The sequence below is a fragment of the Paenibacillus wuxiensis genome (assembly GCF_040195695.1).
Classification (GTDB): domain Bacteria; phylum Bacillota; class Bacilli; order Paenibacillales; family Paenibacillaceae; genus Paenibacillus_B; species Paenibacillus_B suaedae.
In genome coordinates, this window is sequence record NZ_JBEFZI010000001.1 from 353,624 (window position 1) to 375,138 (window position 21,515).

General features: G+C 46.1%; 25 protein-coding genes and 1 other annotated feature. Of the genes, 23 read left to right on the forward strand and 2 right to left on the reverse strand.

The features are described 5' to 3' along the window. Positions 1–27: 27 nt before the first annotated feature. Positions 28–1,614 (reverse strand): phosphoglycerate dehydrogenase, encoded by a 1,587-nt coding sequence (serA, locus tag ABN764_RS01590; RefSeq protein WP_268623315.1) that lies wholly within the window; start codon positions 1,612–1,614, stop codon positions 28–30. A gap of 132 nt (positions 1,615–1,746) precedes the next feature. Beyond that, positions 1,747–1,988: a binding site (T-box leader), on the reverse strand. A gap of 92 nt (positions 1,989–2,080) precedes the next feature. After that, a complete protein-coding gene (locus tag ABN764_RS01595) occupies positions 2,081–2,656 on the reverse strand; it encodes a tetratricopeptide repeat protein (RefSeq protein ID WP_446670730.1) in 576 nt (191 codons plus the stop codon). Between the two features lie 173 nt (positions 2,657–2,829). Here ABN764_RS01595 and ABN764_RS01600 point away from each other — a divergent pair, with 173 nt between their 5' ends. From ABN764_RS01600 to spoIVA, 23 genes are all read left to right on the forward strand, one after another. Beyond that, positions 2,830–3,423 (forward strand): type II CAAX endopeptidase family protein, encoded by a 594-nt coding sequence (locus ABN764_RS01600; RefSeq protein WP_065290875.1) that lies wholly within the window; start codon positions 2,830–2,832, stop codon positions 3,421–3,423. Then, positions 3,420–3,785, forward strand: a complete 366-nt coding sequence (locus ABN764_RS01605; protein ID WP_021252914.1) for a hypothetical protein — start codon at positions 3,420–3,422, stop codon at positions 3,783–3,785. The genes ABN764_RS01600 and ABN764_RS01605 overlap by 4 nt, the downstream gene beginning before the upstream one ends. 3 nt (positions 3,786–3,788) lie before the next feature. Then, complete coding sequence (locus tag ABN764_RS01610; RefSeq protein ID WP_227774401.1) at positions 3,789–4,619, forward strand: metallophosphoesterase; 831 nt, start codon at positions 3,789–3,791, stop codon at positions 4,617–4,619. A gap of 74 nt (positions 4,620–4,693) precedes the next feature. After that, positions 4,694–5,146 carry a DNA-directed RNA polymerase gene (locus ABN764_RS01615; protein ID WP_072727932.1) on the forward strand — a complete coding sequence of 151 codons (453 nt, stop codon included), beginning with the start codon at positions 4,694–4,696 and terminating at the stop codon, positions 5,144–5,146. A 205-nt stretch (positions 5,147–5,351) separates the two neighbouring features. After that, a complete protein-coding gene (locus tag ABN764_RS01620) occupies positions 5,352–5,972 on the forward strand; it encodes a genetic competence negative regulator (protein WP_021252911.1) in 621 nt (206 codons plus the stop codon). 328 nt (positions 5,973–6,300) lie between these two features. Beyond that, positions 6,301–7,026: a glutamic-type intramembrane protease PrsW gene (gene prsW, locus ABN764_RS01625; RefSeq protein ID WP_051249867.1), complete on the forward strand. Its 726-nt coding sequence runs from the start codon at positions 6,301–6,303 to the stop codon at positions 7,024–7,026. Between the two features lie 521 nt (positions 7,027–7,547). Further along, entirely contained in the window at positions 7,548–8,888 is a 1,341-nt protein-coding gene (gene ypeB / locus ABN764_RS01630; protein ID WP_174808433.1) for a germination protein YpeB, read from the forward strand. Between the two features lie 100 nt (positions 8,889–8,988). Beyond that, entirely contained in the window at positions 8,989–9,633 is a 645-nt protein-coding gene (locus ABN764_RS01635; RefSeq protein ID WP_446670731.1) for a flagellar brake protein, read from the forward strand. 78 nt (positions 9,634–9,711) lie between these two features. After that, entirely contained in the window at positions 9,712–9,987 is a 276-nt protein-coding gene (locus ABN764_RS01640) for a hypothetical protein (RefSeq protein ID WP_174808432.1), read from the forward strand. 119 nt (positions 9,988–10,106) lie between these two features. Then, positions 10,107–10,799 carry a (d)CMP kinase gene (gene cmk, locus ABN764_RS01645; RefSeq protein ID WP_268623318.1) on the forward strand — a complete coding sequence of 231 codons (693 nt, stop codon included), beginning with the start codon at positions 10,107–10,109 and terminating at the stop codon, positions 10,797–10,799. A gap of 12 nt (positions 10,800–10,811) precedes the next feature. Next, positions 10,812–11,399, forward strand: a complete 588-nt coding sequence (locus tag ABN764_RS01650; RefSeq protein ID WP_021252905.1) for a lysophospholipid acyltransferase family protein — start codon at positions 10,812–10,814, stop codon at positions 11,397–11,399. Between the two features lie 142 nt (positions 11,400–11,541). Next, entirely contained in the window at positions 11,542–12,759 is a 1,218-nt protein-coding gene (gene rpsA / locus ABN764_RS01655) for a 30S ribosomal protein S1 (protein ID WP_065290841.1), read from the forward strand. A 104-nt stretch (positions 12,760–12,863) separates the two neighbouring features. After that, positions 12,864–13,469: a hypothetical protein gene (locus tag ABN764_RS01660; protein WP_174808430.1), complete on the forward strand. Its 606-nt coding sequence runs from the start codon at positions 12,864–12,866 to the stop codon at positions 13,467–13,469. Positions 13,470–13,579: 110 nt separating this feature from the next. Beyond that, positions 13,580–14,902 carry a ribosome biogenesis GTPase Der gene (gene der / locus ABN764_RS01665; protein ID WP_021252902.1) on the forward strand — a complete coding sequence of 441 codons (1,323 nt, stop codon included), beginning with the start codon at positions 13,580–13,582 and terminating at the stop codon, positions 14,900–14,902. Between the two features lie 12 nt (positions 14,903–14,914). Continuing rightward, on the forward strand, positions 14,915–15,529 hold the full coding sequence (plsY, locus tag ABN764_RS01670; protein WP_072727937.1) for a glycerol-3-phosphate 1-O-acyltransferase PlsY: 615 nt from the start codon (positions 14,915–14,917) through the stop codon (positions 15,527–15,529). Continuing rightward, on the forward strand, positions 15,519–16,553 hold the full coding sequence (locus ABN764_RS01675) for an NAD(P)H-dependent glycerol-3-phosphate dehydrogenase (RefSeq protein WP_446670732.1): 1,035 nt from the start codon (positions 15,519–15,521) through the stop codon (positions 16,551–16,553). Before plsY ends, ABN764_RS01675 begins: the two co-directional genes overlap by 11 nt. Before the next feature lie 104 nt (positions 16,554–16,657). Next, positions 16,658–16,930 (forward strand): stage VI sporulation protein F, encoded by a 273-nt coding sequence (locus ABN764_RS01680; protein ID WP_021252899.1) that lies wholly within the window; start codon positions 16,658–16,660, stop codon positions 16,928–16,930. Between the two features lie 152 nt (positions 16,931–17,082). Continuing rightward, positions 17,083–17,262 carry a DUF2768 family protein gene (locus ABN764_RS01685; RefSeq protein ID WP_065290844.1) on the forward strand — a complete coding sequence of 60 codons (180 nt, stop codon included), beginning with the start codon at positions 17,083–17,085 and terminating at the stop codon, positions 17,260–17,262. A gap of 69 nt (positions 17,263–17,331) precedes the next feature. Beyond that, on the forward strand, positions 17,332–17,631 hold the full coding sequence (locus tag ABN764_RS01690; RefSeq protein WP_446670733.1) for a 2Fe-2S iron-sulfur cluster-binding protein: 300 nt from the start codon (positions 17,332–17,334) through the stop codon (positions 17,629–17,631). A 71-nt stretch (positions 17,632–17,702) separates the two neighbouring features. Further along, positions 17,703–18,305, forward strand: a complete 603-nt coding sequence (locus ABN764_RS01695; RefSeq protein ID WP_446670734.1) for a nucleotidyltransferase family protein — start codon at positions 17,703–17,705, stop codon at positions 18,303–18,305. A 71-nt stretch (positions 18,306–18,376) separates the two neighbouring features. Next, the gene (locus tag ABN764_RS01700; RefSeq protein ID WP_446670735.1) at positions 18,377–18,733 is read left to right on the forward strand and encodes a 2Fe-2S iron-sulfur cluster-binding protein; all 357 of its coding nucleotides are present in this window, start codon (positions 18,377–18,379) and stop codon (positions 18,731–18,733) included. A gap of 69 nt (positions 18,734–18,802) precedes the next feature. Further along, positions 18,803–19,537 carry a YphF family lipoprotein gene (locus tag ABN764_RS01705; RefSeq protein ID WP_315744353.1) on the forward strand — a complete coding sequence of 245 codons (735 nt, stop codon included), beginning with the start codon at positions 18,803–18,805 and terminating at the stop codon, positions 19,535–19,537. A 485-nt stretch (positions 19,538–20,022) separates the two neighbouring features. After that, positions 20,023–21,501 (forward strand): stage IV sporulation protein A, encoded by a 1,479-nt coding sequence (gene spoIVA / locus ABN764_RS01710; protein WP_021252893.1) that lies wholly within the window; start codon positions 20,023–20,025, stop codon positions 21,499–21,501. The last annotated feature ends 14 nt before the right edge of the window (positions 21,502–21,515 follow it).

Genomic DNA, 21,515 nt, shown 5'->3' on the forward strand with positions numbered 1-21,515 from the left:
CACGAGCTGATGAAGGATAAGTTCGGTTTACAGCACAATTTCTTTGGCTTTTTTAATGTCTGTAGTTTCTTTCAGTTTTGCGATTACCTCTTCTGGAATGGCTTTGTCGACGGAAAGCACCATGATGGCAGACCCTCCGACAATTTTCCGACCAACTTGCATGGTTGCGATGTTAACACCATTTGATCCAAGTAGTGTACCGACAATTCCAATTACGCCAGGCTTATCATCATGCGAAATTAATAGCAGATGCCCTTCTGGCGAGAGGTCTACAGGGTACTTGTCAATTTGTACGATACGTTCCCCATATCCGTTCAACAATGTACCAGCTACGAGTCGTTCTTCTGTGTTCGTCTTCAAAGTTACGGACAACAGATTTGTAAACCCTTTGGCAACGTGGGATTGCTGAACGATAATATGAATATCGCGCGTTTTGGCAAGGTGAACAGAGTTGACGATGTTCACATCTGAGCCAAAATGCTGGGTGAGAACGCCTTTCACGATATGTCTCGTAATAGTTTGCGTATCGACCTCAGCCAGATCACCAGAGTAGTTAACAAGGATTTCAAGAATTGGGCTCTTTGTCATTTGTGAAGCGAATTGCCCCAGCTTCTCCGCAAGTGTGAAGTAAGGTTGGATTTTATTCAATACAGCCGGCGCAACCGGCGGCATGTTAACTGCATTCTTGAACGGTTCATTGCGTAGAATATGCAGCACCTGCTCCGAAACATCGACAGCCACGTTCTCTTGCGCCTCAACAGTGGATGCGCCAAGGTGAGGTGTGACGATAATTTTCGGATGACTCAAGAATGGGTGATCCGGTTGTGGAGGTTCAACCTCGAATACATCGAATGCGGCTCCTGCCACAATGCCTTCATCGATTGCTTCGACAAGTGCCATTTCATCGATAATTCCACCGCGTGCGCAGTTAATAATGCGCATACCGCGTTTCATGACCTCGAATTGTGGACGAGCAATCATATGCTTCGTCTCAGGCGTCAATGGTGTATGAACCGTCAGGAAATCGGCTGCGCGAATAATCTCATCAACTGTGCCAAGCTTAACCCCTAATTTTTCAGCACGCTCTTCTGTCATGAATGGATCATATCCGATGATGTCCATGCCAAATGCCTTCGCTCTCTTGGCAACCTCGCTGCCGATACGACCCATACCAAGAACACCAAGAGTCTTGTTCATCAGCTCGACACCTAGGAAAGTCTTGCGATCCCATACTCCATTGATTGTCTTTGCATAAGCCTGAGGGATATGACGAGATAATGCCATCATCATGGCAAAAGCATGCTCACAAGTTGTAATCGTATTCCCATCAGGAGCATTGATTACGATAATTCCGTTCTGTGTGGCTGCTTGCAGATCAATGTTGTCTACACCGACTCCCGCACGGCCCACAACTTTAAGATTCTTACCTGCTTCCATGACGCGTGCTGTAACGCGAGTCTGACTGCGAACGAGCAGAGCATCATAATCTGCGATAATGCCAACCAGCTCGTCCTCCGACAACCCTGTTTGCTTCACGACTGTAATATCCTCTGCGTCAACAAGCTTCTGAATCCCGAAATCGCTAATCGGGTCTGATACTAATACTTTGAACATGGAATTCTCCCTCCTGAGCATAGCTATATATTGTATTAGAAACGGCAATGCCGTTATCTTGCTGTTGAAATGAGGCCTTGGTTATGTATCCAGAATATAGCAAAAAACTCCCGTCCACAAACTACGACCGTAGTAAGGGACGAGAGTTCCATCTTCGTGGTGCCACCCTAATTCGCTGCTTATTCGCACAAGCAGCCTTACGCGTCTATGCTAGACGCCGAACGTTAACGGGTTCGATTCGGTTACGCCTACTGCCATCAGGGTTCGACGCAACAACTCCGGAACGCTGGAACAAGTCAATCCGCCACCGATTCACACCGACCATCGGCTCTCTGCAGGCTTCACTGAATGTTCGTTTCCTTCACCGTTTGACTCATGAAATTTTACTTAATGTACCATGCAAATGTTAGGGTGTCAATAGATTTTTATACGAACATAACTGTAGAATATTTGTAAATTGTACGGATTATGATGATTTGCCGGTTTCTTTAAGAATATGTTTTATACAGGCGTCTATTGCGATTTGGGAAGAATGGATCAGTTCTTCGTTTTCGGACTTTGTTCGGATTTTTAATCCTTTTTCAAACCAAGGGAGAGCTGATTCGTACTTGTATTGGTCATATAGATTTTTACCATAATGTTGATAGAGAAAGTCAAGCAAATTGAAATGTTGATCGTTCGAAATCGCATGTTCCAATAGATCGTCGAACATGCGGTTCGATGTGTGGAAGTCACGCATCCATTGATAGGTATGAGCGAGACGGAGCTTATTGATCCACACCTGCTTAGCATTGTTCATTGCAGAATGAATAGAGATTGCGGAAGTTAAGCACGTAATGCTGTCCGCGTAATTGCCGACAATTCGGCTGTAAACACCCAGCATTCCGTATTGTCTTCCTAATTCCTCTTGATTCTGCTGATCAGATTGGGTCTGTTCTTTTATATAAGCAATGGCATTACACATATCAGAGAGGGAGTGCGGAACCTCTCTCAGATCATCATCGATATAGAAGGTGCAATTGAAATGCATAGATACAGGCAAAAAATCGGTCTCCTCTCGTGTGAAGTGCATTTATTTTACAAGGCAGTGTCGCATTAGGCAATACAATCGCAGATTTTGCAGATTCCTCAACTTGAATGAACCATCTTCAATCTGATATGATGCATCTATTGAGGGATATAATATGGATTGCTAACTCGTTAGGCAGGGATGTAATGAAACAGAAATGGAATGATTTCAAATCTCGACAAGTAGACATACAACAGTTAGATGATAAGGTGCTTCTTCTTAATTTGTATGTAACACAGGGAATCACACTGATTCTTGGTTTGGTGTGGATTTGGCTTCAAGGCAGAAATCCTTTCTTATTGCTAACTACACAGACATCGAATCTGTCATGGCTATGGCTTGGAGCGGGATTGGCTGCTCTAGTTATTGTTGTTGACATCGCGGTTTCTAGATTTGTTCCTGATGATATGACGGACGACGGTGGGGTGAATGAAAAGCTCTTCCGCAATCGTCCAATATGGCATATAATTGCTATCTCTTTTATCGTTGGCGTATGTGAGGAAATGCTCTTTCGCGGGGCAATACAGCACGCATTTGGAGCATATTGGACGAGTATTATTTTCGCAGCTATCCATGTACGTTATTTGCGCCATTGGTTACCAACTGGAATGGTGTTTCTAATTAGCTTTGCTTTGGGTACTATTTATGAGTGGACAGGAACCCTGTGGGCTCCTATACTAGCACATTTTATCATTGATCTCATTATGGGACTCATTATACGATTTCGGAGGGAAGTATGAGCGAGAATCACCCACACCCTTTATTTCGAGGGTTCTCTCGCAAGCAAGAGCCAGACCTACATAGCCCGGCACTAGATGCTTTACGTTCATTGAGAGAAAATTCATCGAAGAAAGACACACATACGGAGCAACAAGACAGCAACCATGCGATATCGGAAGAACAGCTGCTTCATCTTGCAGAGAATATCTCCGCATCAGATGAAGATATGGATGATCGTTCATTGCCGTCACGCAAGAAGTTATTTCCGTCGAGTTATGTTAGACTGACAAAATGGTTTTATAATTTTCTATTTTTATTATTTGTAGGATTGTTAATTGGACTACTATTTTGGGGTCGTCATAAGCTGGGGCTGGAGGGGTAATCGATGATGGTTGCTTTTACTGTCATTGCAGGCTTGCTGGCAGCAGCCGGAATGCTTGTTGTTTATATGTTATGGGAAGCACGGGGGTTTACAATTACAGAAGAAGAAGTGGTGCTGAAGCGGTTGCCGTCGACATTCGACGGGGTCCGCTTGTTTTTTATAAGTGACTTTCATCGAAGGCAATTGACTGTCAGACATATTGAGCAGATTTTGGGTCATCAACAGGCTTCTTTGTTTCTTGTCGGTGGGGATATGACTGATCAAGGTGCTCATCTGGAATCCAGTGTGGAGAATATAGCGAAGCTGCGCCAATTAGGGCCTGTGACGGCTGTACATGGCAATCATGATTATAAGGCCGATGTTCGGGAGTTAGATGATAAGCTGAATCAGCTAGGTGTTAAGGTGCTGGACAATGAAGCAATGCGGTTGGAGCAGAATGGTCAATTTATATGGCTTGTTGGTTGGGATGACTATAGCTCGAAGCGAACGAATGTGAAGCTTGCTATGAGTGAGCCAGAACAAGAGCCTAGCTGTACCATTGTTCTAACACATGATCCGCTGTCCTTGCGCAAGGCTGAGCTGCAAGGGATTGATCTCGTATTGTCAGGACATACGCACGGAGGGCAAATTTACCTGCCTGGATACGGGCCGCTTCGCACCTCTAAGTTTTACCGCAAATATCTATGTGGATGGCATAATTTTCTTGGACAAGGTTCTACAACATTGTTTATCACGAAGGGGTTCGGCACCTCGCATGTTCCTTTTCGTTTATTATGTAAGCCTGAGGCACATTTTATTACGCTTCGTTCGGGCATTGATGGCCAGATTTCCTGATTTTTTACCGGATGGTTCGATACAGTTGCGCTCACACTACAATTGATCCTAACGAATTGAAGGAGGGAACAACAGTGAAAGTGACATCGTTCATTTCTGGTGCAGCCATTGGCGTTCTGGCTGGTATGTACTTGGCTGACAGACGTTCGCTGGCTAATTTGCAATCCAAATTGCATGTTGCAGGCAATGTCGTCCAGGATGTGGTTGGCAAAGCGAAGGATAAGGTTATGGATGTGACGACGTCCAATATGCCGGATATTGCTTCCTTGCTTGACATGAAGAAGTTGTCCAAAGAGGCATCTAAGTCGGACTCATTCAGCTTGGATCGTGTCAAGGAACTGATTGAGCGCGATCCAGAAGTGAAGCGCAAGGTGGATGCGATTTTGCGTGAAAATGGGCTGGCTCCGACGCCATCCGATTTGTCAGCTGTGAAAACAGAAACGTCTACTACAACAGTATCTAGCGTTTCCAAAACGCAAGCTGCTCCACGCAGCAAGCCGTTCGAAGAACAACAGTCCACTCACTGATAGCTGAGGAAATTTTATCTTAAAAGCTGCCGAATTTCTTCGGCAGCTTCTTCAATGTTTGGTACATTTACTCTCTGACAACTATTTTATGTAGTGCAAATCCATACAAGAAATGATAACATGAATTACATAGAACCATTTTCAGCACATATTATATGTTGCTTCATAATCTGTTATAACCGAAGTTGCAAAGGAGGGTCCTGTCATGAAGATCGAACGTATCAGTCAAGACAAGATTCGAATTTTCCTTACGTTCGACGATTTGTCTGAGCGCGGGATCAAACGCGACGATCTGTGGCGGGAAATGTCTAAGCTGCAGGAACTGTTCGCGGAAATGATGGATCAGGCGTATACCGAACTCGGATTTGATGCGACGGGACCATTAGCCGTAGAAGTATTCGCAATGCCTGCACAAGGTATGGTAGTTATCGTAACGCGAACGCAGTGGAACCATGCTTCAGGTCATGGTGACGGCATTGAGGATGACGAGTTGGATGATGTATATGAAATGGAAGTAACGCTTGAGGAGAGCGATACGATCGTATTCGCATTTCGAGATTTTGAAGACTTCATCGAGGCGGCACATACGGTTCATGGCAATTTTACCGTACCAGGTGCGCTCTACCAATATAATGGACAGTGGATTTTCCATGCGGAGCCGGCAAATACGGATCCTCAGCGATTGCAAGCCTTCATTGCAATCATGGCTGAGTATGGAGAAGCGGCGTCAGTGACGACAGCTGTTCTGGAGGAGTATGGGAAGTGTATCATTGCAGAGGATGCCATCGACGTTACTTGTACACATTTCAGTCCGCGTCGCGCGTAGGACAGTTTAATATGCGTCCGTGAACAGGGGGGCTTGAGATTTTTCATGGCAAGTGAAAAATTCGGGCTCCCTGTTTCGTGTTTTTCCAGCAGATGGCTACGTCAACCAATATATGCATTTTCCAATGATTTGGACACTGCCCGTTTCGATATCTTCATTTGAAACCATCATTATTCCCTAGCATTCGACAGGGTAAGCGTACATTGCAAACGTATGGTATACTTACTGTTATCCAAATGATCATAATTTTTATGTATAGCCGCCAAAGGAGGATGTGAAGGTGACTTTGCTAACTGCTATCGGCATGCTAGTCGCAGACACTTCTCAGATGGCGGCACAATCTGGTGAAGCTTCGACGCCTATATTGCCTTTGCTTACAGCAGCAATCGCTCCAGGAATTGCATTGCTGGCGTATTTCTACTTGAAGGATCGATATGACTATGAACCGATTCATATGGTCATTCGTGTCTTTCTACTCGGGTTTCTTATTGTATTCCCAATCATGATTATTCAACATGGCCTTGTGTTGTGGTGGGGAAACAATCCGTATGTGTATTCTTTTCTAATCTCGTCCGGTGTAGAGGAATTTGTCAAATGGTTCGTGCTGTACCACATGATCTACAATCATGTAGAGTTCGATGAACACTATGATGGGATTCTGTATGCAGTTGCGGTGTCGCTCGGATTTGCGACCATAGAGAATGTCATGTACGCATGGCTTAATCAGACGTCATTCTCTCAAATGCTCATGCGTGCCTTGCTGCCTGTATCCGGACATGCCTTATTTGGTGTCATCATGGGCTATTACATGGGAAAGGCAAAATTCCTTGGCGGTCGATCACGTAAATATTTAATGTACTCGATTGGATTACCGTTGTTCTGGCATGGAGTGTATGATCTTATCCTAATGATGTCCACCCGTTACTGGCTGTGGTTCATCGTGCCGCTGATGCTGTTTCTCTGGTATTACGGCATGGGGAAAGTACGTCGTGCCAATGCCCGATCTCCGCTCCGATTAATGAATCCGGAAGATGAGGTTAATATGGAGCAATAATGGGAATGCTACTATTAGTGCGAGTTCAAAAAGGCCGGTTTTCAGCACCGAGAAGATTGGATGAAGCTAGGGCCTGAGGAGCGGAGTGTACGTTTTGGGTACATGAGCACCGGAAGGTCCGGCTGAATTCAAGATTCGATGCCGAGTCCACTCCATGATTTACTTCGTGATCAAAAGCGGAATTTTTGAACAACCTCTATTACATGCTCAAGTTGTGCACGGCACGAACGGGGGCAGTACATGGTAGCAAGGAGGGCTCATGTGAGGGTGAAGGTAACCATTCGCTGCCAATGCTGCGGCGAAAAATTCATTCTACGTGGCAAACGGGAAAAGGGTCGAATTGAAACGGGCTTCAAACAATGCATCTGTGATAATCGAGATGCGTTTCATATTGATGAAGAGCCAATATAAGTATCGTAATAAGAGTGCAATAATGGGAATCGATGCATAAACCTCCCTGATATCCAGCAAACTAACATCACTATGATGTATAAGTAGCTGTGAAGGGAGACGTTTGTACCATGTATAAACGATTAAGTGCAGTGATGTTTCCGATTTTTGCGCTCTTATTTATTGGGGCGATTGTATGGGGATATCAAGAGCATCAAGAGAAGAACTCTATATTGATTAAGGCAGAGAACCAATATCAGCGTGCCTTTCATGATTTGACGTATCATGTTGATAAACTGCATTCTGAACTGGGACAAACACTTGCAGTTAACTCCAAATCGCAAGCGATGCACCGCAAAGGCCTTGTGAATGTATGGAGAATTACAAGCCAGGCGCAAAATGAAATTAATCAGCTGCCGTTGACGCTGCTGCCATTTAACAAGACAGAAGACTTCTTATCACGGATCTCAAACTTCTCATATCGAGCTGCTGTAAGAGATATGACGAAGCAGCCTCTTAGTGATGATGAGGTGAAAATTCTGAAGACACTGCACCAGAATGCTGCTCAAATCTCACAAGACTTGCAGCAGGTTCAGAATAAAGTCATCAGTCAAAGTTTGCGCTGGATGGATGTTGAGACGGCAATGGCCTCCGAGAAGAAGACGATGGATAATACAATTATCGACGGCTTCAAAACGGTGGATAAAAAGGTTAGCGAGTACCCAGAGCTGAACTGGGGACCTTCTATATCAAGCGTGTATACGAAGCGCTCCGTGAAGATGCTGAAGGGAAATCCACTATCAGAGCAGCAAATTAAAGAAAAAGCAGAGAAATTCCTAATTAAGAAGCCAAATGAACCCGTTCAAGTTAGAAAGAACGGCAAAGGTACCGAATATGAGTCGTATACCGTCTTCACGAAATATAAGAACGATGGCAGTGCCCTCACGATGGACTACACGAAACAAGGCTTTCTGATGTCATATATGGACACGCGTCCCGTTGGCAAGAAAAAGTTGACGATGGCGCAAGCCGAAGACTCAGCGAAGCGATTCCTGAAGAAGAATGACTATCCTGACATGGCTGCAGTTCGTTATGATGAGTACAATAATACAGGCAGTCTTACACTAGTTCCGGTTGCTGATGGCGTATATCTATATCCGCAGCAGGTGACAGCTCGCGTAGCATTGGACAATGGCGAAGTTACCGGGCTGCAGGCAGCTGATTTCGTCTATGAAGGCAAGGAGCGCAAGGTTGGCAAGCCGAAGTTGGGCAAAAAAGAGGCGCAAGCAATGCTGAATCCTGACATGGACGTTATGTATGACCGCATGTCGCTTATTAAAAATGATCTGTCTGAAGAAGTGCTCTGTTATGAGTTCGGAGGCAAAATTAATGGCGGTGCTTACCGTGTGTACATTAATGCCGACAATGGAACTGAAGAACAGATTGAAGAAATGAAGCTTCTCAAATCATAAATGAAGGCTAATAAAGGTTCCAATTCCTAGCAAGGGAATTGGAACCTTTTCCTTTTTGGCATATTGGTATCATGGTATAATCTTCATGGAGGGGAAGCATATGTTACCGAATGTCAGTGACACCTTGTACGTGCAGCCAGTTCGGGAAGAAGTGGACGGGTTTGCCTATAAGGCGAGAGTAACGGAGATAAATGAACAGCTGATCTGGATGGAAATCCCGCTATCGGAACAGACGGGTAAATACGGCTTGTTCTCCAATGGAGAGGAGCTGAATGTCTACTTCTCGCAATCAGATGGGGTAAAGTGGCATTTTCGTACACAGGTAATGGGCAGGCGCAATGAAACCATTCCGATGATGTCAATTCGGAAGCCTGAGCCCCATTGGGTATCACGAATGCAGAGACGCAACTATTTGCGTGTACAAGCGTCGTTGGAGATGGCGATCAGTACGTTGGATGGTGTGAAATTTCTAGCATTGACAGAGGATATTAGCGGTGGTGGCCTCTCCTTTGTTACCGAGTCCAAATGGGGGCTGCGCGAATCACAAATCATCCAAAGCTGGGTTGCAGTACCGTTCCGCAACGGTGCTATCGAGCATGTTTTCTTTACTGGGCAGATTGTTCGTGTTCAGCCTCTCAATGATGAGCGCCAGTTAATCATGCTTAAGTTTGACCAGATTGCAAATGTAGAACAGCAGAAACTGATTCGTTATTGTTTTGAACGGCAGTTGGATTTACGGAAATAACATACATATGGGTTGAAACTGTGCATAGCTTGATTGCAGGGTTGCCATACTACTTCCAAAACGAAGGGGTGACTTCTTATGCACAGACGATTGAAGAAGAAACCAAACCGTAAAATAGCATGGCGCACTTATTCAAAACATATCACACATCCTGAGCTATGCGGCTTATTATCGAAATGGCTAGTTCGCTCGTTATTATGGTTCGTACTCTGTGTTGTAGCCGCCCAATCCTTACTGCTTGTTGATACGTTTCGACCGTGGGTGTCGCCTGTGGATAGGCTGGAAGGGGTTCCTTTTCATCCTCCTTTTGAGGAAGAGAATCTATCATTCGATAGAGGCTTGCAGAAGAGGTGACTGCGATTCCCTTTTTGCATCCCTATTCTATGTGTGGTATAATTTTCACGTCGCAGGCAACGCCTGCTTTTTTCTTGAATGGTGCATGAAATGTTTTTCTACGAAGGGAGTCAGCCCCGTTGACACAGTCAGATCACAGCAGACATCACATAAATATTGCCATCGACGGGCCTGCGGGAGCTGGTAAGAGTACGGTTGCACGCCTAGTTGCGCAAGAGCTTGGGTATGTATACATAGATACCGGTGCGATGTACCGGGCGATATCTCTTCACATGTCACGAGTCGGCATTCAACCCGATGAGGCAGCAGCACTCTCTGAAGAGCTGAAACGAGTCACCTTGGAACTGAAGCCAGAAGGCGAGCGGCAATTCGTTATTTTGAATGGCGAAGATGTTACGGATGCAATTCGTACGTCTGAGATCAGCCGTTTGGCATCTGATTATGCCAAATCCCAAGTCGTTCGTGAGCAGTTAGTACATATGCAGCGTCAAATGGCAACACGCAAAGGTGTCGTTATGGATGGACGAGACATCGGTACACATGTACTTCCTGATGCAGAATTGAAGTGGTTCATCACAGCCTCTGTGGAGGAACGAGCCCGCAGACGTTATGCAGAATGGAAGGACAAGGAGAACGCTTCTCTTGAGACGTTTATCCAAGAGATTGCGGATCGGGATCGTCAGGACGAGACACGTGAGGTGTCACCACTTCGTCAAGCTGAAGATGCCGTTCTGCTTGATACGACAGGAATGGCGATTGCTGATGTTGTTTCGACGATCGTTGAGCGTGCTAATTTACAAAAGAGTTGGTGAGCTGTAACAATTATGTTCTATACGTTTGCAAGAGCATTGCTTCGAGTATTATACCGGTTCTTGTTTCGACTTGAAGCGAAGAGGAAGGATTACGTTCCTAAAGAGGGCGGTGTAGTCCTCTGCTCCAATCATATAAGCTTATTAGACCCTCCAGCAATCGGGATTATGTTGGATCGTAAGGTTCGTTTTATGGCGAAGGCTGAACTATTCGACGTCCCAGTGCTGGGTAAGATTATAAACGGTCTCGGAGCCTTTCCGGTTAAGCGCGGCGGAGTGGGCAAAGAAACCATTCGAACTGCTTTTAACCTGCTTCGCGACGGAGACATCATGGGGATCTTCCCGGAAGGCACACGCAATACAGATGGTGCTGTCGCAGCGAAGAAAGGTGCAGCGATGATTGCCTTGAAGAGCGGGGCTGCCGTTGTTCCTGTTGCCGTAATTGGGGAATATAAGCTGTTCCGCAAGACGAAGGTCGTATATGGCCCGCCGATTGACATGTCTGACTTATTGGAGCATGGAAGCGGTGCACTCGAGCTGGCGACTGAACGCATTATGGAGCATATCCATCGCATTATACTCGAGGAAACGGCTGCTTCGTAATTCATGCATGTTTTTGCTTCGATGGTATGATACTACAGGTATTATTTTTCTGGTATGCAGTGACCAATAGTTGGTAAGGAACTCTGCTTCATTCGTGGAGCGGGTTTTGAATAAATGGGGTTCAATCGAGGAGGTATTTCACATGTCTGAAGAAACAAAAGTTAACGAAACTGCCGAAACGGCAAGCCAAGAAGCGTTGGAGAACATCGTTTCCTTGAAGAAAGGTGACACCGTAAAAGGCACAATCGTCAAAATTGATGACAATCAAGCAGTAGTAAGCATTGGCTATAAATACGATGGCATCATTCCTGTACGCGAGCTAACTGCGGTATCGGTTGACAATGCTGCAGATGTGGTTGAAGTGGGCCAGGAAGTTGAATGCAAGGTTGTTAGCATTGACGATGAGAAGGAACGTCTTGTTCTGTCCAAGCGTCAAGTTGACAGCGAACAGGCTTGGGACGACATGCAGAAGCACTTTGAAGCACAGGATGTGTTCGAAGTAACAGTCGCTGATGTTGTAAAAGGCGGCGTTGTAGCTGATGTTGGCGTTCGTGCATTCATCCCTGCATCCATGGTTGAACGTCATTTCGTTGAAGATTTCAGCGAATACAAAGGTCGTACGCTCCGCGTGAAAGTAAAAGAAATTGACCGCGAGAACAACAAGCTTATCCTCTCTCAAAAGGATGTATTGGAAGCGGAATTTGAAGCTAATAAAATTCGCGTTATGGAAGGCTTGACTGAAGGCCAAGAGCTCGAAGGAACAGTTCAACGCTTGACTCAATTTGGTGCATTCGTTGATGTTGGCGGTGTTGATGGACTTGTTCACGTGTCTGAATTGGCATGGAGCCATGTTGAGAAGCCTTCTGATGTTGTATCCGAAGGTCAAAAGGTAAAAGTAAAAGTACTGAAGGTTGATCCTGCTAACGGCAAAATCAGCCTAAGCATGAAAGCAACTCAACCAGGCCCTTGGGAACAAGCGGGCAACAACATCAAGACAGGCGATATCCTAACGGGTGAAGTGAAGCGTTTGGTTGATTTTGGTGCATTCGTTGAAGTGGCTCCTGGCGTAGAAGGTTTGGTTCACGTTTCCCAAATCGCTCATCGTCACGTTGCTACACCTTACGAAGTATTGAAGCAAGGTCAATCTGTACAAGTAAAAGTGCTTGATTTCAACCCTGCTGATAAGAGAGTAAGCCTCAGCATCAAGGAAACAGAAGAAGCTCCTGCAGCACCAGCACCGAAGGCTGAGAAAAAAGTAAAAGAAGAATTGAACAACCCAAATGTATCTCTTACGAACCAAGCAATGAGCGTTACGCTTGCTGAGCGTTTTGGCGATATGTTGAATAAGTTCAAAAACTAATCTATTCATAAATGCAAATAACGGCGGACTCTTTAGAGTCTGCCGTTTATTTTTGTACTGTGCATCAAATAATAGCATCAGACAAGGAAGGGGGCGCGGTCTCGATGACTTCATCAGGTGTGTTGTCAGTAGCGGTGTGGGTTTGCTTTGCAATCTTGATAGCAAGCGGTTGGCGTACGTCCCTATTCGCGGCTGTTACGCGGACACAGGTGATTATTGTCGGACTTAGCTGGCTGCTTCTTCATAATTGGACGATAGCGCTGTCTTACGGCAATCAAATAAATGGTGCATGGGTGCTATGGATGGTGTTGGCTGTATTTTTCCTTGGGCAACAGTCAGGTGGAAAGCTCATTACCGTATGCGGCCATGTCGCCATGCTAGCTGCAATTTGGATGTGGCTTGAGCTATTAAGCCGATTTTCCATGCAAATGTCGAATTCTCAAACAAACATCTGGCTAATAGCAGGCATCTTCTCGTGTTATATTCTGTTGTTTACAACGAATTGGCAGCTGCAATGGATCATCTTGACACTTGGGTTAACCTTAGGAGAAGTTCTCATCCATCTGCGTCTGCATACGTTAATTACTGCTGGAGAAGGGCAAGTTCAGGATGTATGGTGGCTGTCGTTTCTGCTTGTACGTTTGATGTCAATTATGATGGTGTGGATGAAAGAACGGTTTTTGAAAGGGCTTCTTGGCTCCGAACAATAGTGGGAAATGCGCTTTCTTCGAGTATTTCAACCATTTACGTTAGCCAAGACCCGCTTTTTTTGATATGATGATGTACGTGTATAGTTGCAAAATATGAAGGAGTGAACTGCATGGCAAAACCCATTGTTGCCATTGTCGGGCGGCCGAATGTCGGCAAGTCCACCATTTTCAACCGAATCATCGGCGACCGATTGGCTATAGTGGAGGACAAGCCTGGTGTAACTCGTGACCGTATATACGGAACGGGAGAGTGGATTGGCAAGCCGTTCAATATTATCGACACAGGCGGAATCGAAGTTTATGGTGAAGATGAAATGCTGCGTTCCATCCGCGTGCAAGCGGAGCTTGCGATAGAGGAAGCAGATGTAATTGTATTTATGTGCGAAGCGAAGTCCGGCGTAACGCAAGCGGATGAAGAAGTGGCACAGATGTTATTCCGCTCAGGCAAGCCGATTGTTCTAGCGGTAAATAAAGTCGACAACATGAGTCGTATGGATGACATTTATGAATTCTACAGCCTTGGCTTTGGGGATCCAGTTCCGATTTCAGGATCTCACGGTACAGGGATTGGTGATTTGCTGGATGAAGTCGTAAATAATCTCCCGGATTTATCGGATGAAGAATATGATGAAGATGTCATTAAGGTAGCCTTGATCGGCCGACCGAACGTAGGTAAGTCTTCTCTGGTTAACGCAATACTCGGCGAAGAGCGCGTTATCGTCAGTGATGTAGCGGGAACAACACGCGATGCAATCGATACACCGTTCGAGAAGGACGATCAGAGGTTCGTGCTCATCGATACGGCGGGTATGCGCAAGCGTGGCAAAGTATATGAGACGACTGAAAAGTACAGTGTCATGCGTTCGATGAAGGCAATCGAGCGAGCAGATGTCGTACTCGTCGTCATTAATGGTGAAGAAGGCATTATTGAACAAGACAAGCATATTGCAGGCTATGCGCATGAGGCAGGCAAGGCGGTGCTGTTCGTCGTCAATAAATGGGATATCGTTAATAAAGATGATAAGACTATGCAGCAATTCGAAACCAAGATTCGCGACCATTTCTTATTTATGACGTACGCACCGATTGTGTTCTTGTCTGCGAAGACTAAGCAGCGTTTACATAAACTGCTTCCTGTCGTACAGCATGTTGCTCAGCAGCATGCCAAACGCATTCCAACACATTTGTTAAATGACGTTGTAACTGATGCAGTCGCCTATAATCCGCCGCCAACGGATAAGGGAAGACGTCTCAGAATCAATTATGCGACTCAAGTTGCGGTTAAACCGCCAACGATTGTCGTATTCGTTAATGATCCTGAACTGATGCACTTCTCCTATGAGCGATATTTAGATAATCGTATCCGTGCAGCGTTCGACTTTGAAGGGACACCGATCCGGATATTCACACGCCGGAAATCCGACGAAAGTTAGGAGCGAGCGGAATTGACGCTATCTATTATCGCAATTGTAGCGAGTTACCTTCTTGGTTCAGTCAGCTTTAGTCTTCTGATTGGAAAGTGGCTTCGTGGTATTGATATCCGTCAACACGGGAGCGGTAATGCGGGCGCGACCAATACGTTGCGCGTATTAGGCAAAGGGCCAGCGGCTGGGGTTCTCCTGCTTGATGCGGCCAAAGGAATGGTAGCCGTTCTTATGGGGTATTTGCTATCGGATTACACATGGGTCATGGTGCTAAGCGGGATTGCAGCCATCGTTGGTCATAACTGGCCCGTTTATTTTCGCTTCCGCGGGGGGAAGGGGATCGCTACCACAATTGGGGTGCTGGCCGTTCTAGCTTTTTGGCCAGCCCTATGTGCTGGCATTATCGCGATTGCTTCAATTGCTTGGAAACGTTATGTTTCGTTAGGATCATTGCTTTTTGCTGGACTGACTCCGATATTTATTTTGGTATTCCAATATGATTGGAGCATTTTCTGGGGCAGTTTGCTGTTATGCCTATTTGCATTCTATCGTCATCGGAGCAATATCGTTAAGCTGGTTCAAGGGACTGAGAATCGACTTGGCGCGAGCAAAGGGGGCGTGTCCCGTGTCCGTTAAAGTTGCTGTATTCGTAGCCGGAAGCTGGGGGACTGCCCTAAGCGAGGTTCTCGCCCATAATGGACACGATGTGTATCTATGGACGAGAAATGAACAGCAGGCAGAAGAGATCAATACGGTGCATACGAACGGGAAATATCTGCCGAACGTTACCTTGCATCCCGGCATTCGGGCAACCAATTCCGTCGAAGAGGCTATGAGCGGTGCGAAGGCTTGCGTTGTTGTAGCACCATCTGCTGCGATGCGCCAAGTTGCGGGAATGATGAAGCCGTATTTGACGGACGAGATGGTTGTCGTACATGCGACGAAGGGATTTGAAACCGAAACGTTAAAGCGCATGTCAGAGGTGCTTGTAGAGGAGCTTGGATGCAGCTCAGATCGAATAGCTGTGCTGTCAGGTCCGAGCCATGCCGAAGAGGTTGTGAAGCAATGTCCAACAACGGTAGTCGTTGCATCAACCAGTACGAAGGCTGCTGAACAAGCACAGGATTTATTTATGAACGAATCCTTCTTTCGTGTCTATACCAATCCAGATGTGATTGGTGTGGAACTTGCAGGAGCGCTCAAAAATATAATTGCATTAGGCGCAGGCTTATCCGATGGACTGGAGTTCGGGGATAATGGCAAGGCAGCTTTGTTAACACGCGGCTTGGCTGAGATTGCTCGGCTCGGAGTTGTGATGGGAGCGAATGCGATGACATTTGCCGGCCTTGCGGGCGTTGGCGATCTAGTTGTAACTTGTACGAGCAGACATAGCCGAAACTGGAGAGCTGGCTCGCTGATAGGTCAAGGTATGGCGGTTGTTGAGGTGTTGGCTCATATGGGGATGGTCGTTGAAGGTATCCGTACAACGAAGGCGGCTCATTTCTTGGCTGATCGATATGACGTCCAAATGCCGATTACAGAGCAGTTATATCGAGTATTATTCGAATCTCGTGATCCAAAGACAGCAGTTGAATGCTTAATGGGTCGAGTTCGTAAGAACGAAATTGAAGAAGTGGCCACATCGGATTGGTCATCCTAGATATTGATGGGCTTGCATGGACTCTATTATTGGCTAGTATCCTTATCACCTTCATTTATTCGTCGACATACACTGTATAGAGTACAGACCCGAGGAGGGGCGATATGTCGAATAAATTTCCGAAGGATGCATTGAATGCAATCAATAAGAAGTCTGGCAAGAACATAACGGAGAATCAAATCAAGAAGCTTGCAGGTACGGTGAAGCCTTCGACGATGCAGAATGAGGCGCAGTTGCGGCAGTTGATTAAGCAAGTTGCTTCAATGGCCAAACTACCTGTCTCAGAGTCGACAATAAATGACATTGTCAGCACCGTGAAGAAGAGCGGAGTTAACGCAAACAACCTGGAAGCATTGATGAAGTTGATGAAGAAGTAGCAGGCACAATCGATATGATGTAAAAAGAAGACGACACGACAGCGAGTAGCTGATTGTGTCGTTTTTTTGTGCATGTTCGTGCAAAACGTTTCTCTTCTAATTCATCGAATGGTATAATGAGAGCAGTTTGAACGAATGGGAGAATCGGGAAAATGGACAGTATGACAAAAATGTGGGTATCCTTTATAGGAATAGGCCTAATGGCCTTTTCTGCACTGCTCATTGCTTTTGCCAGAAGTAAGACGAGAGGCTGGGTACGAGGTATTCTTTCGCTTATTGCGTTCATTATGCTGCTTGCAGGTATGGTATATGGATTTTTCTCCATCTTGTAGGCGTAATTAACACTTTACTCAATACATATCGTCATTGACGATAAGACGGTCGAAGGAGTGTGATTGAGGATGGTGGACATCCTATTCATAGGCAAGACGAAGCAAGCGAGTATATCTGTACCTGTAGGTACTACTCTGCTGGATGCCGCAAAGGAATCTGGAGTAGATTGGAATTATGCTTGCACGCGCGGAACATGTGCGAGATGTCGCTGCTTAATCGAAGATGGACGAGAATATGTATCCGAAGTGACTGATGCAGAGTGGAACCGTATGGAGGAAGAAGAATTCGAGCAGGGTTATCGGCTCTCTTGTCAGGTCGTTGTAGAAGCGGATGGCTTCATTCGTGCAGTTCACAAGCCGTATTTTTGATCATAGGCCTGACTGGTGACTGGCAGCCTGAATAATGCAGTATGGATTCAAATGTGAATGGAGCAAATGGCATGATATCATTATCCGAACCAATAATGGGGACAATTGAACAATTAGTAGCATCAGCGAACAACGATATGAAGCACTGGATGCTAGGTGGGAGCTGTGGATTAGTTCTACAAGGGGTACCGCTTGGCCGGGAGCCTCGTGATGTGGATATCTATGCGGATGAGTCCGATGCAAAGCATCTACAGGAGCAATGGAATCCATATGCAACCGATGCGCCCGAATGGAATGCAACGAGTACTTATCATTCCTTATTAAGTCATTATCAAATATGCGGAGTTCCCATTGAATTGGTTGGTCAATTCATTGTGACTACACCGCAATGCCAATACAATACAATCATTCGTGATGCCTTATGGAATCATCGCGTCATCTATAATATTGACAGATTTCGCATCGCGTTAATGCCGCTAGCTCATGAATTGGTTTTCAATATATTGCGTCAGCGGGAAGATCGTACAGCTTCGATCGCACAGGTAATCAATGCTGCTCCTGAGCAGCATATTGCTGCTATGAATACGGTATTGGCAAATTGCTCGGAACCTGCGTATATACGTTCCATCGTGAATGAAAGGTGTCCGAATCTGATGTCTTTTTTATTAGTCTAATGTAAATGATTTGTAAATAAAGGTGGAGTCGCATGTAGCCCTACCAACGTTGAGGAAAGGGGCTGGCTAGTATGGGGACAAACGTGCGGTTCGAGCCTTCTGGCAAGGTATGGGGGGCTAAGCGCTCGATGTCGTTATTGGATGCCGCGCAACGCGCAGGTGTTCCGATACGCACAAGATGCAGCGGGAAGGCGGGCTGCTTGATGTGTAAAGTACAGGTATCAGCGGATAAAGAAGGACTAATTGGAGAGCCCACGTTAGCAGAGAGCAGCAAGCTAGGTATCCATTCAGCAACTGGGCTTCGTTTATCGTGCCAGACACTGCTGACAGGGAATCCAGGTACGATTACGGTGGAAGTCCCAGAAGATCCTCTGAAAGCCATTATTCGCCGCAAGCTAGCGGAACAGGAAGATGACAGCTTGTGGTAATGCCAGAATAAAATGAACAGCTCTATCTTCAAGTGTGGAATTGTGATTGTGACTTAGGAGGAGAAGTAGTTGAGGTCGGGGAGACAAATCTGTTGTATCGTGCTATTCGTTATCATGAGCATGACACTTCAAGGATGCTTATATCCGAAGGAGATGCGCAAGGAAAGCCAACAATCGGTTCGTGAGGGCGTACTTCTTGTCCAAAATGCTGTGGATCAGTATCAGAAGGATACAGGTCTGCTTCCGCTAGTAAGCAGCGATGAGAGTGTTCCACGATATGAGAAGTTCCGTGTGAACTTTGAATTGCTCAAGCGAAAAGATCTGCTTAGCGCAATTCCCGGGAGTGCATTTGAATCAGGTGGCTCGGGTGTGTATCTGATTATTGATGAAGAGACGATTCCGAAAGTGAAGGTGATGGATTTACTTACTTCACAGCGGGTCAATGATCTTGCTCGTGCTGTTGATGCGCATATACGGGCTAAGGGTGCGTTGCCGAAGCAGGAGGAAGTATATCCTGGATTCTATCGAATTGATGAGAAGCTGATAGGGATACAGCCTGTAGAAGTTCGAAGTCCGTTCAGCCGAAGTGTACTGTCGTTCATGATGGATGAGCAAGGAAGGGTATACGCAGATTATGCGCAGGATATTATGCAGCTTGTGGAAACCTCTGGGAAGCAGCCTACAGGTCAAGAGAAGGATCTGAGGCCCATGCTTGCGGATGCCTCCTTCTTTGTGCCAGTGAAGTCAGTCGCGTACAAATGGAGCAACGGTGCGCCTGTACCTCAAGAAGAGACTTCCAAATAGACAAATGGAATGAAAGGAAGGCCGGTCGATATGTTCGACTGGTCTTTTTTGCATGCGAACATGGATGACAGGTTGGTACAGAAATAGAAAAGACGATTTACTCATCGATATGCAAGATAATGTCATACTTCATTTCTAACTTCATATATCTGATTTGGAAGGCGTTTGTTGATACGACCTTTTGTGTTCGTGCCCAAGTGGGGGGTCACTCACGGATGAGCATCACTATCTACTAGAACTGAATCATTTACGAAAAATGTTTTGTGTGAGGGGCATATTTATGCCATCTAGCAAATAAGATGTTACTAGTCCAAAAGCATGTACGAGTTGCGTCGAAATGCCCTTGTACGACGTGAAATCTCGGCGGCGAACACTGGCGACAACGGCAACAGCTCAATCCTAGCAACGGTGCCAATCGTTTCTGAAGGGCGAGAGGCGAACGTTGTCTCGTAGTCCGTCGGAAAAATTTGAGGAGGGGATATCAATTGGAGAAAGTGGACATTTTTAAGGACATAGCCGAGCGTACCGGCGGGGATATTTACCTCGGGGTCGTCGGTGCGGTCCGCACAGGGAAATCGACGTTCATCAAACGATTTATGGAAACGGTCGTATTGCCTAATATCACGAATGAATCCGACCGCATTCGCGCAGTTGACGAATTGCCGCAAAGCGCAGCAGGTAAGACCATTATGACGACCGAACCCAAATTCGTTCCGAATAATGCAGTTCAAATTAAAGTAGCGGAAGGCTTGGATGTTAACGTTCGTCTAGTGGATTGTGTTGGCTATGCAGTAACCGGAGCCAAAGGCTACGAAGATGAGAATGGCCCGCGCATGATTAATACGCCGTGGTTCGAGGAGCCGATTCCATTCCAGGAAGCGGCCGAAATCGGGACACGCAAAGTCATTCAAGAGCACTCCACATTGGGCGTTGTTGTGACGACTGATGGTACGATTGCTGAGATTCCTCGAAGCTCGTATATCGAATCCGAGGAGCGCGTCATTCAAGAGTTAAAGGAAGTTGGCAAGCCATTCGTACTGATTATTAACTCGACGAAGCCTCGCAGTGATGAGACGATTGCACTCCGCAATGAGCTGCAGATTAAATATGACATCCCAGTAATGGCGCTCAGTGCGGCGACGATGGGCGAAGAAGATGTAATGGGCGTTCTTCGTGAAGTTCTGTATGAATTCCCAGTACATGAAGTCAACGTGAATCTTCCGAGCTGGGTTATGGTTCTGAACGATACTCATTGGCTGCGCTCCAGCTATGAGTCGTCGGTACGGGATACAGTCAAAGATATTAGACGCCTGCGGGATGTTGATCGTGTTGTGCAGCAATTTATGGAGTATGACTTTATTGCCCGAGCTGGTTTGAGCGGCATGGACATGGGTCAAGGTGTTGCTGAGATTGATTTGTACGCGCCGGACGAATTGTACGACCAAATTCTGATGGAAGTGGTCGGGGTAGAAATACGAGGCAAGGATCACTTGCTTCAGTTGATGCAGGAATTCGCACATGCGAAGCGGGAATATGACCGATTCGCGGATGCGCTTGAAATGGTGAAGACAACTGGCTATGGCATTGCAGCGCCTACCTTGAACGAAATGGCTCTCGATGAGCCTGAGCTGATTAGACAAGGCTCACGCTTCGGGGTGCGGCTCAAAGCAACTGCTCCTTCCATTCATATGATTCGCGTCGATGTTGAATCGGAATTCGCTCCGATTATCGGAACGGAGAAGCAGAGCGAAGAGCTGATGCGCTACTTGATGCAGGACTTTGAAAACGATCCAACGAAGATTTGGGAATCTGATATTTTCGGTAGATCCCTGCATTCCATCGTTCGCGAAGGCATACAAGGCAAAATCGCCATGATGCCAGACAACGCTCGCTACAAGCTTCAAGAGACATTGGGCCGGATCATCAACGAAGGCTCAGGTGGATTAATCGCCATCATATTGTAATCGGATTGCAAGGA

Excerpts from the sequence above, each read along its gene's own strand:
- serA (WP_268623315.1), bottom strand. The coding sequence starts at position 1,614 with ATGTTCAAAGTATTAGTATCAGACCCGATTAGCGATTTCGGGATTCAG.
- ABN764_RS01600 (WP_065290875.1), top strand. The coding sequence starts at position 2,830 with ATGAAACAGAAATGGAATGATTTCAAATCTCGACAAGTAGACATACAA.
- ABN764_RS01605 (WP_021252914.1), top strand. The coding sequence starts at position 3,420 with ATGAGCGAGAATCACCCACACCCTTTATTTCGAGGGTTCTCTCGCAAG.
- ABN764_RS01610 (WP_227774401.1), top strand. The coding sequence starts at position 3,789 with ATGATGGTTGCTTTTACTGTCATTGCAGGCTTGCTGGCAGCAGCCGGA.
- ABN764_RS01620 (WP_021252911.1), top strand. The coding sequence starts at position 5,352 with ATGAAGATCGAACGTATCAGTCAAGACAAGATTCGAATTTTCCTTACG.
- prsW (WP_051249867.1), top strand. The coding sequence starts at position 6,301 with ATGGCGGCACAATCTGGTGAAGCTTCGACGCCTATATTGCCTTTGCTT.
- ypeB (WP_174808433.1), top strand. The coding sequence starts at position 7,548 with ATGTATAAACGATTAAGTGCAGTGATGTTTCCGATTTTTGCGCTCTTA.
- ABN764_RS01635 (WP_446670731.1), top strand. The coding sequence starts at position 8,989 with ATGTTACCGAATGTCAGTGACACCTTGTACGTGCAGCCAGTTCGGGAA.
- ABN764_RS01640 (WP_174808432.1), top strand. The coding sequence starts at position 9,712 with ATGCACAGACGATTGAAGAAGAAACCAAACCGTAAAATAGCATGGCGC.
- ABN764_RS01650 (WP_021252905.1), top strand. The coding sequence starts at position 10,812 with ATGTTCTATACGTTTGCAAGAGCATTGCTTCGAGTATTATACCGGTTC.
- rpsA (WP_065290841.1), top strand. The coding sequence starts at position 11,542 with ATGTCTGAAGAAACAAAAGTTAACGAAACTGCCGAAACGGCAAGCCAA.
- ABN764_RS01660 (WP_174808430.1), top strand. The coding sequence starts at position 12,864 with ATGACTTCATCAGGTGTGTTGTCAGTAGCGGTGTGGGTTTGCTTTGCA.
- der (WP_021252902.1), top strand. The coding sequence starts at position 13,580 with ATGGCAAAACCCATTGTTGCCATTGTCGGGCGGCCGAATGTCGGCAAG.
- ABN764_RS01680 (WP_021252899.1), top strand. The coding sequence starts at position 16,658 with ATGTCGAATAAATTTCCGAAGGATGCATTGAATGCAATCAATAAGAAG.
- ABN764_RS01685 (WP_065290844.1), top strand. The coding sequence starts at position 17,083 with ATGGACAGTATGACAAAAATGTGGGTATCCTTTATAGGAATAGGCCTA.
- ABN764_RS01690 (WP_446670733.1), top strand. The coding sequence starts at position 17,332 with ATGGTGGACATCCTATTCATAGGCAAGACGAAGCAAGCGAGTATATCT.
- ABN764_RS01695 (WP_446670734.1), top strand. The coding sequence starts at position 17,703 with ATGATATCATTATCCGAACCAATAATGGGGACAATTGAACAATTAGTA.
- ABN764_RS01700 (WP_446670735.1), top strand. The coding sequence starts at position 18,377 with ATGGGGACAAACGTGCGGTTCGAGCCTTCTGGCAAGGTATGGGGGGCT.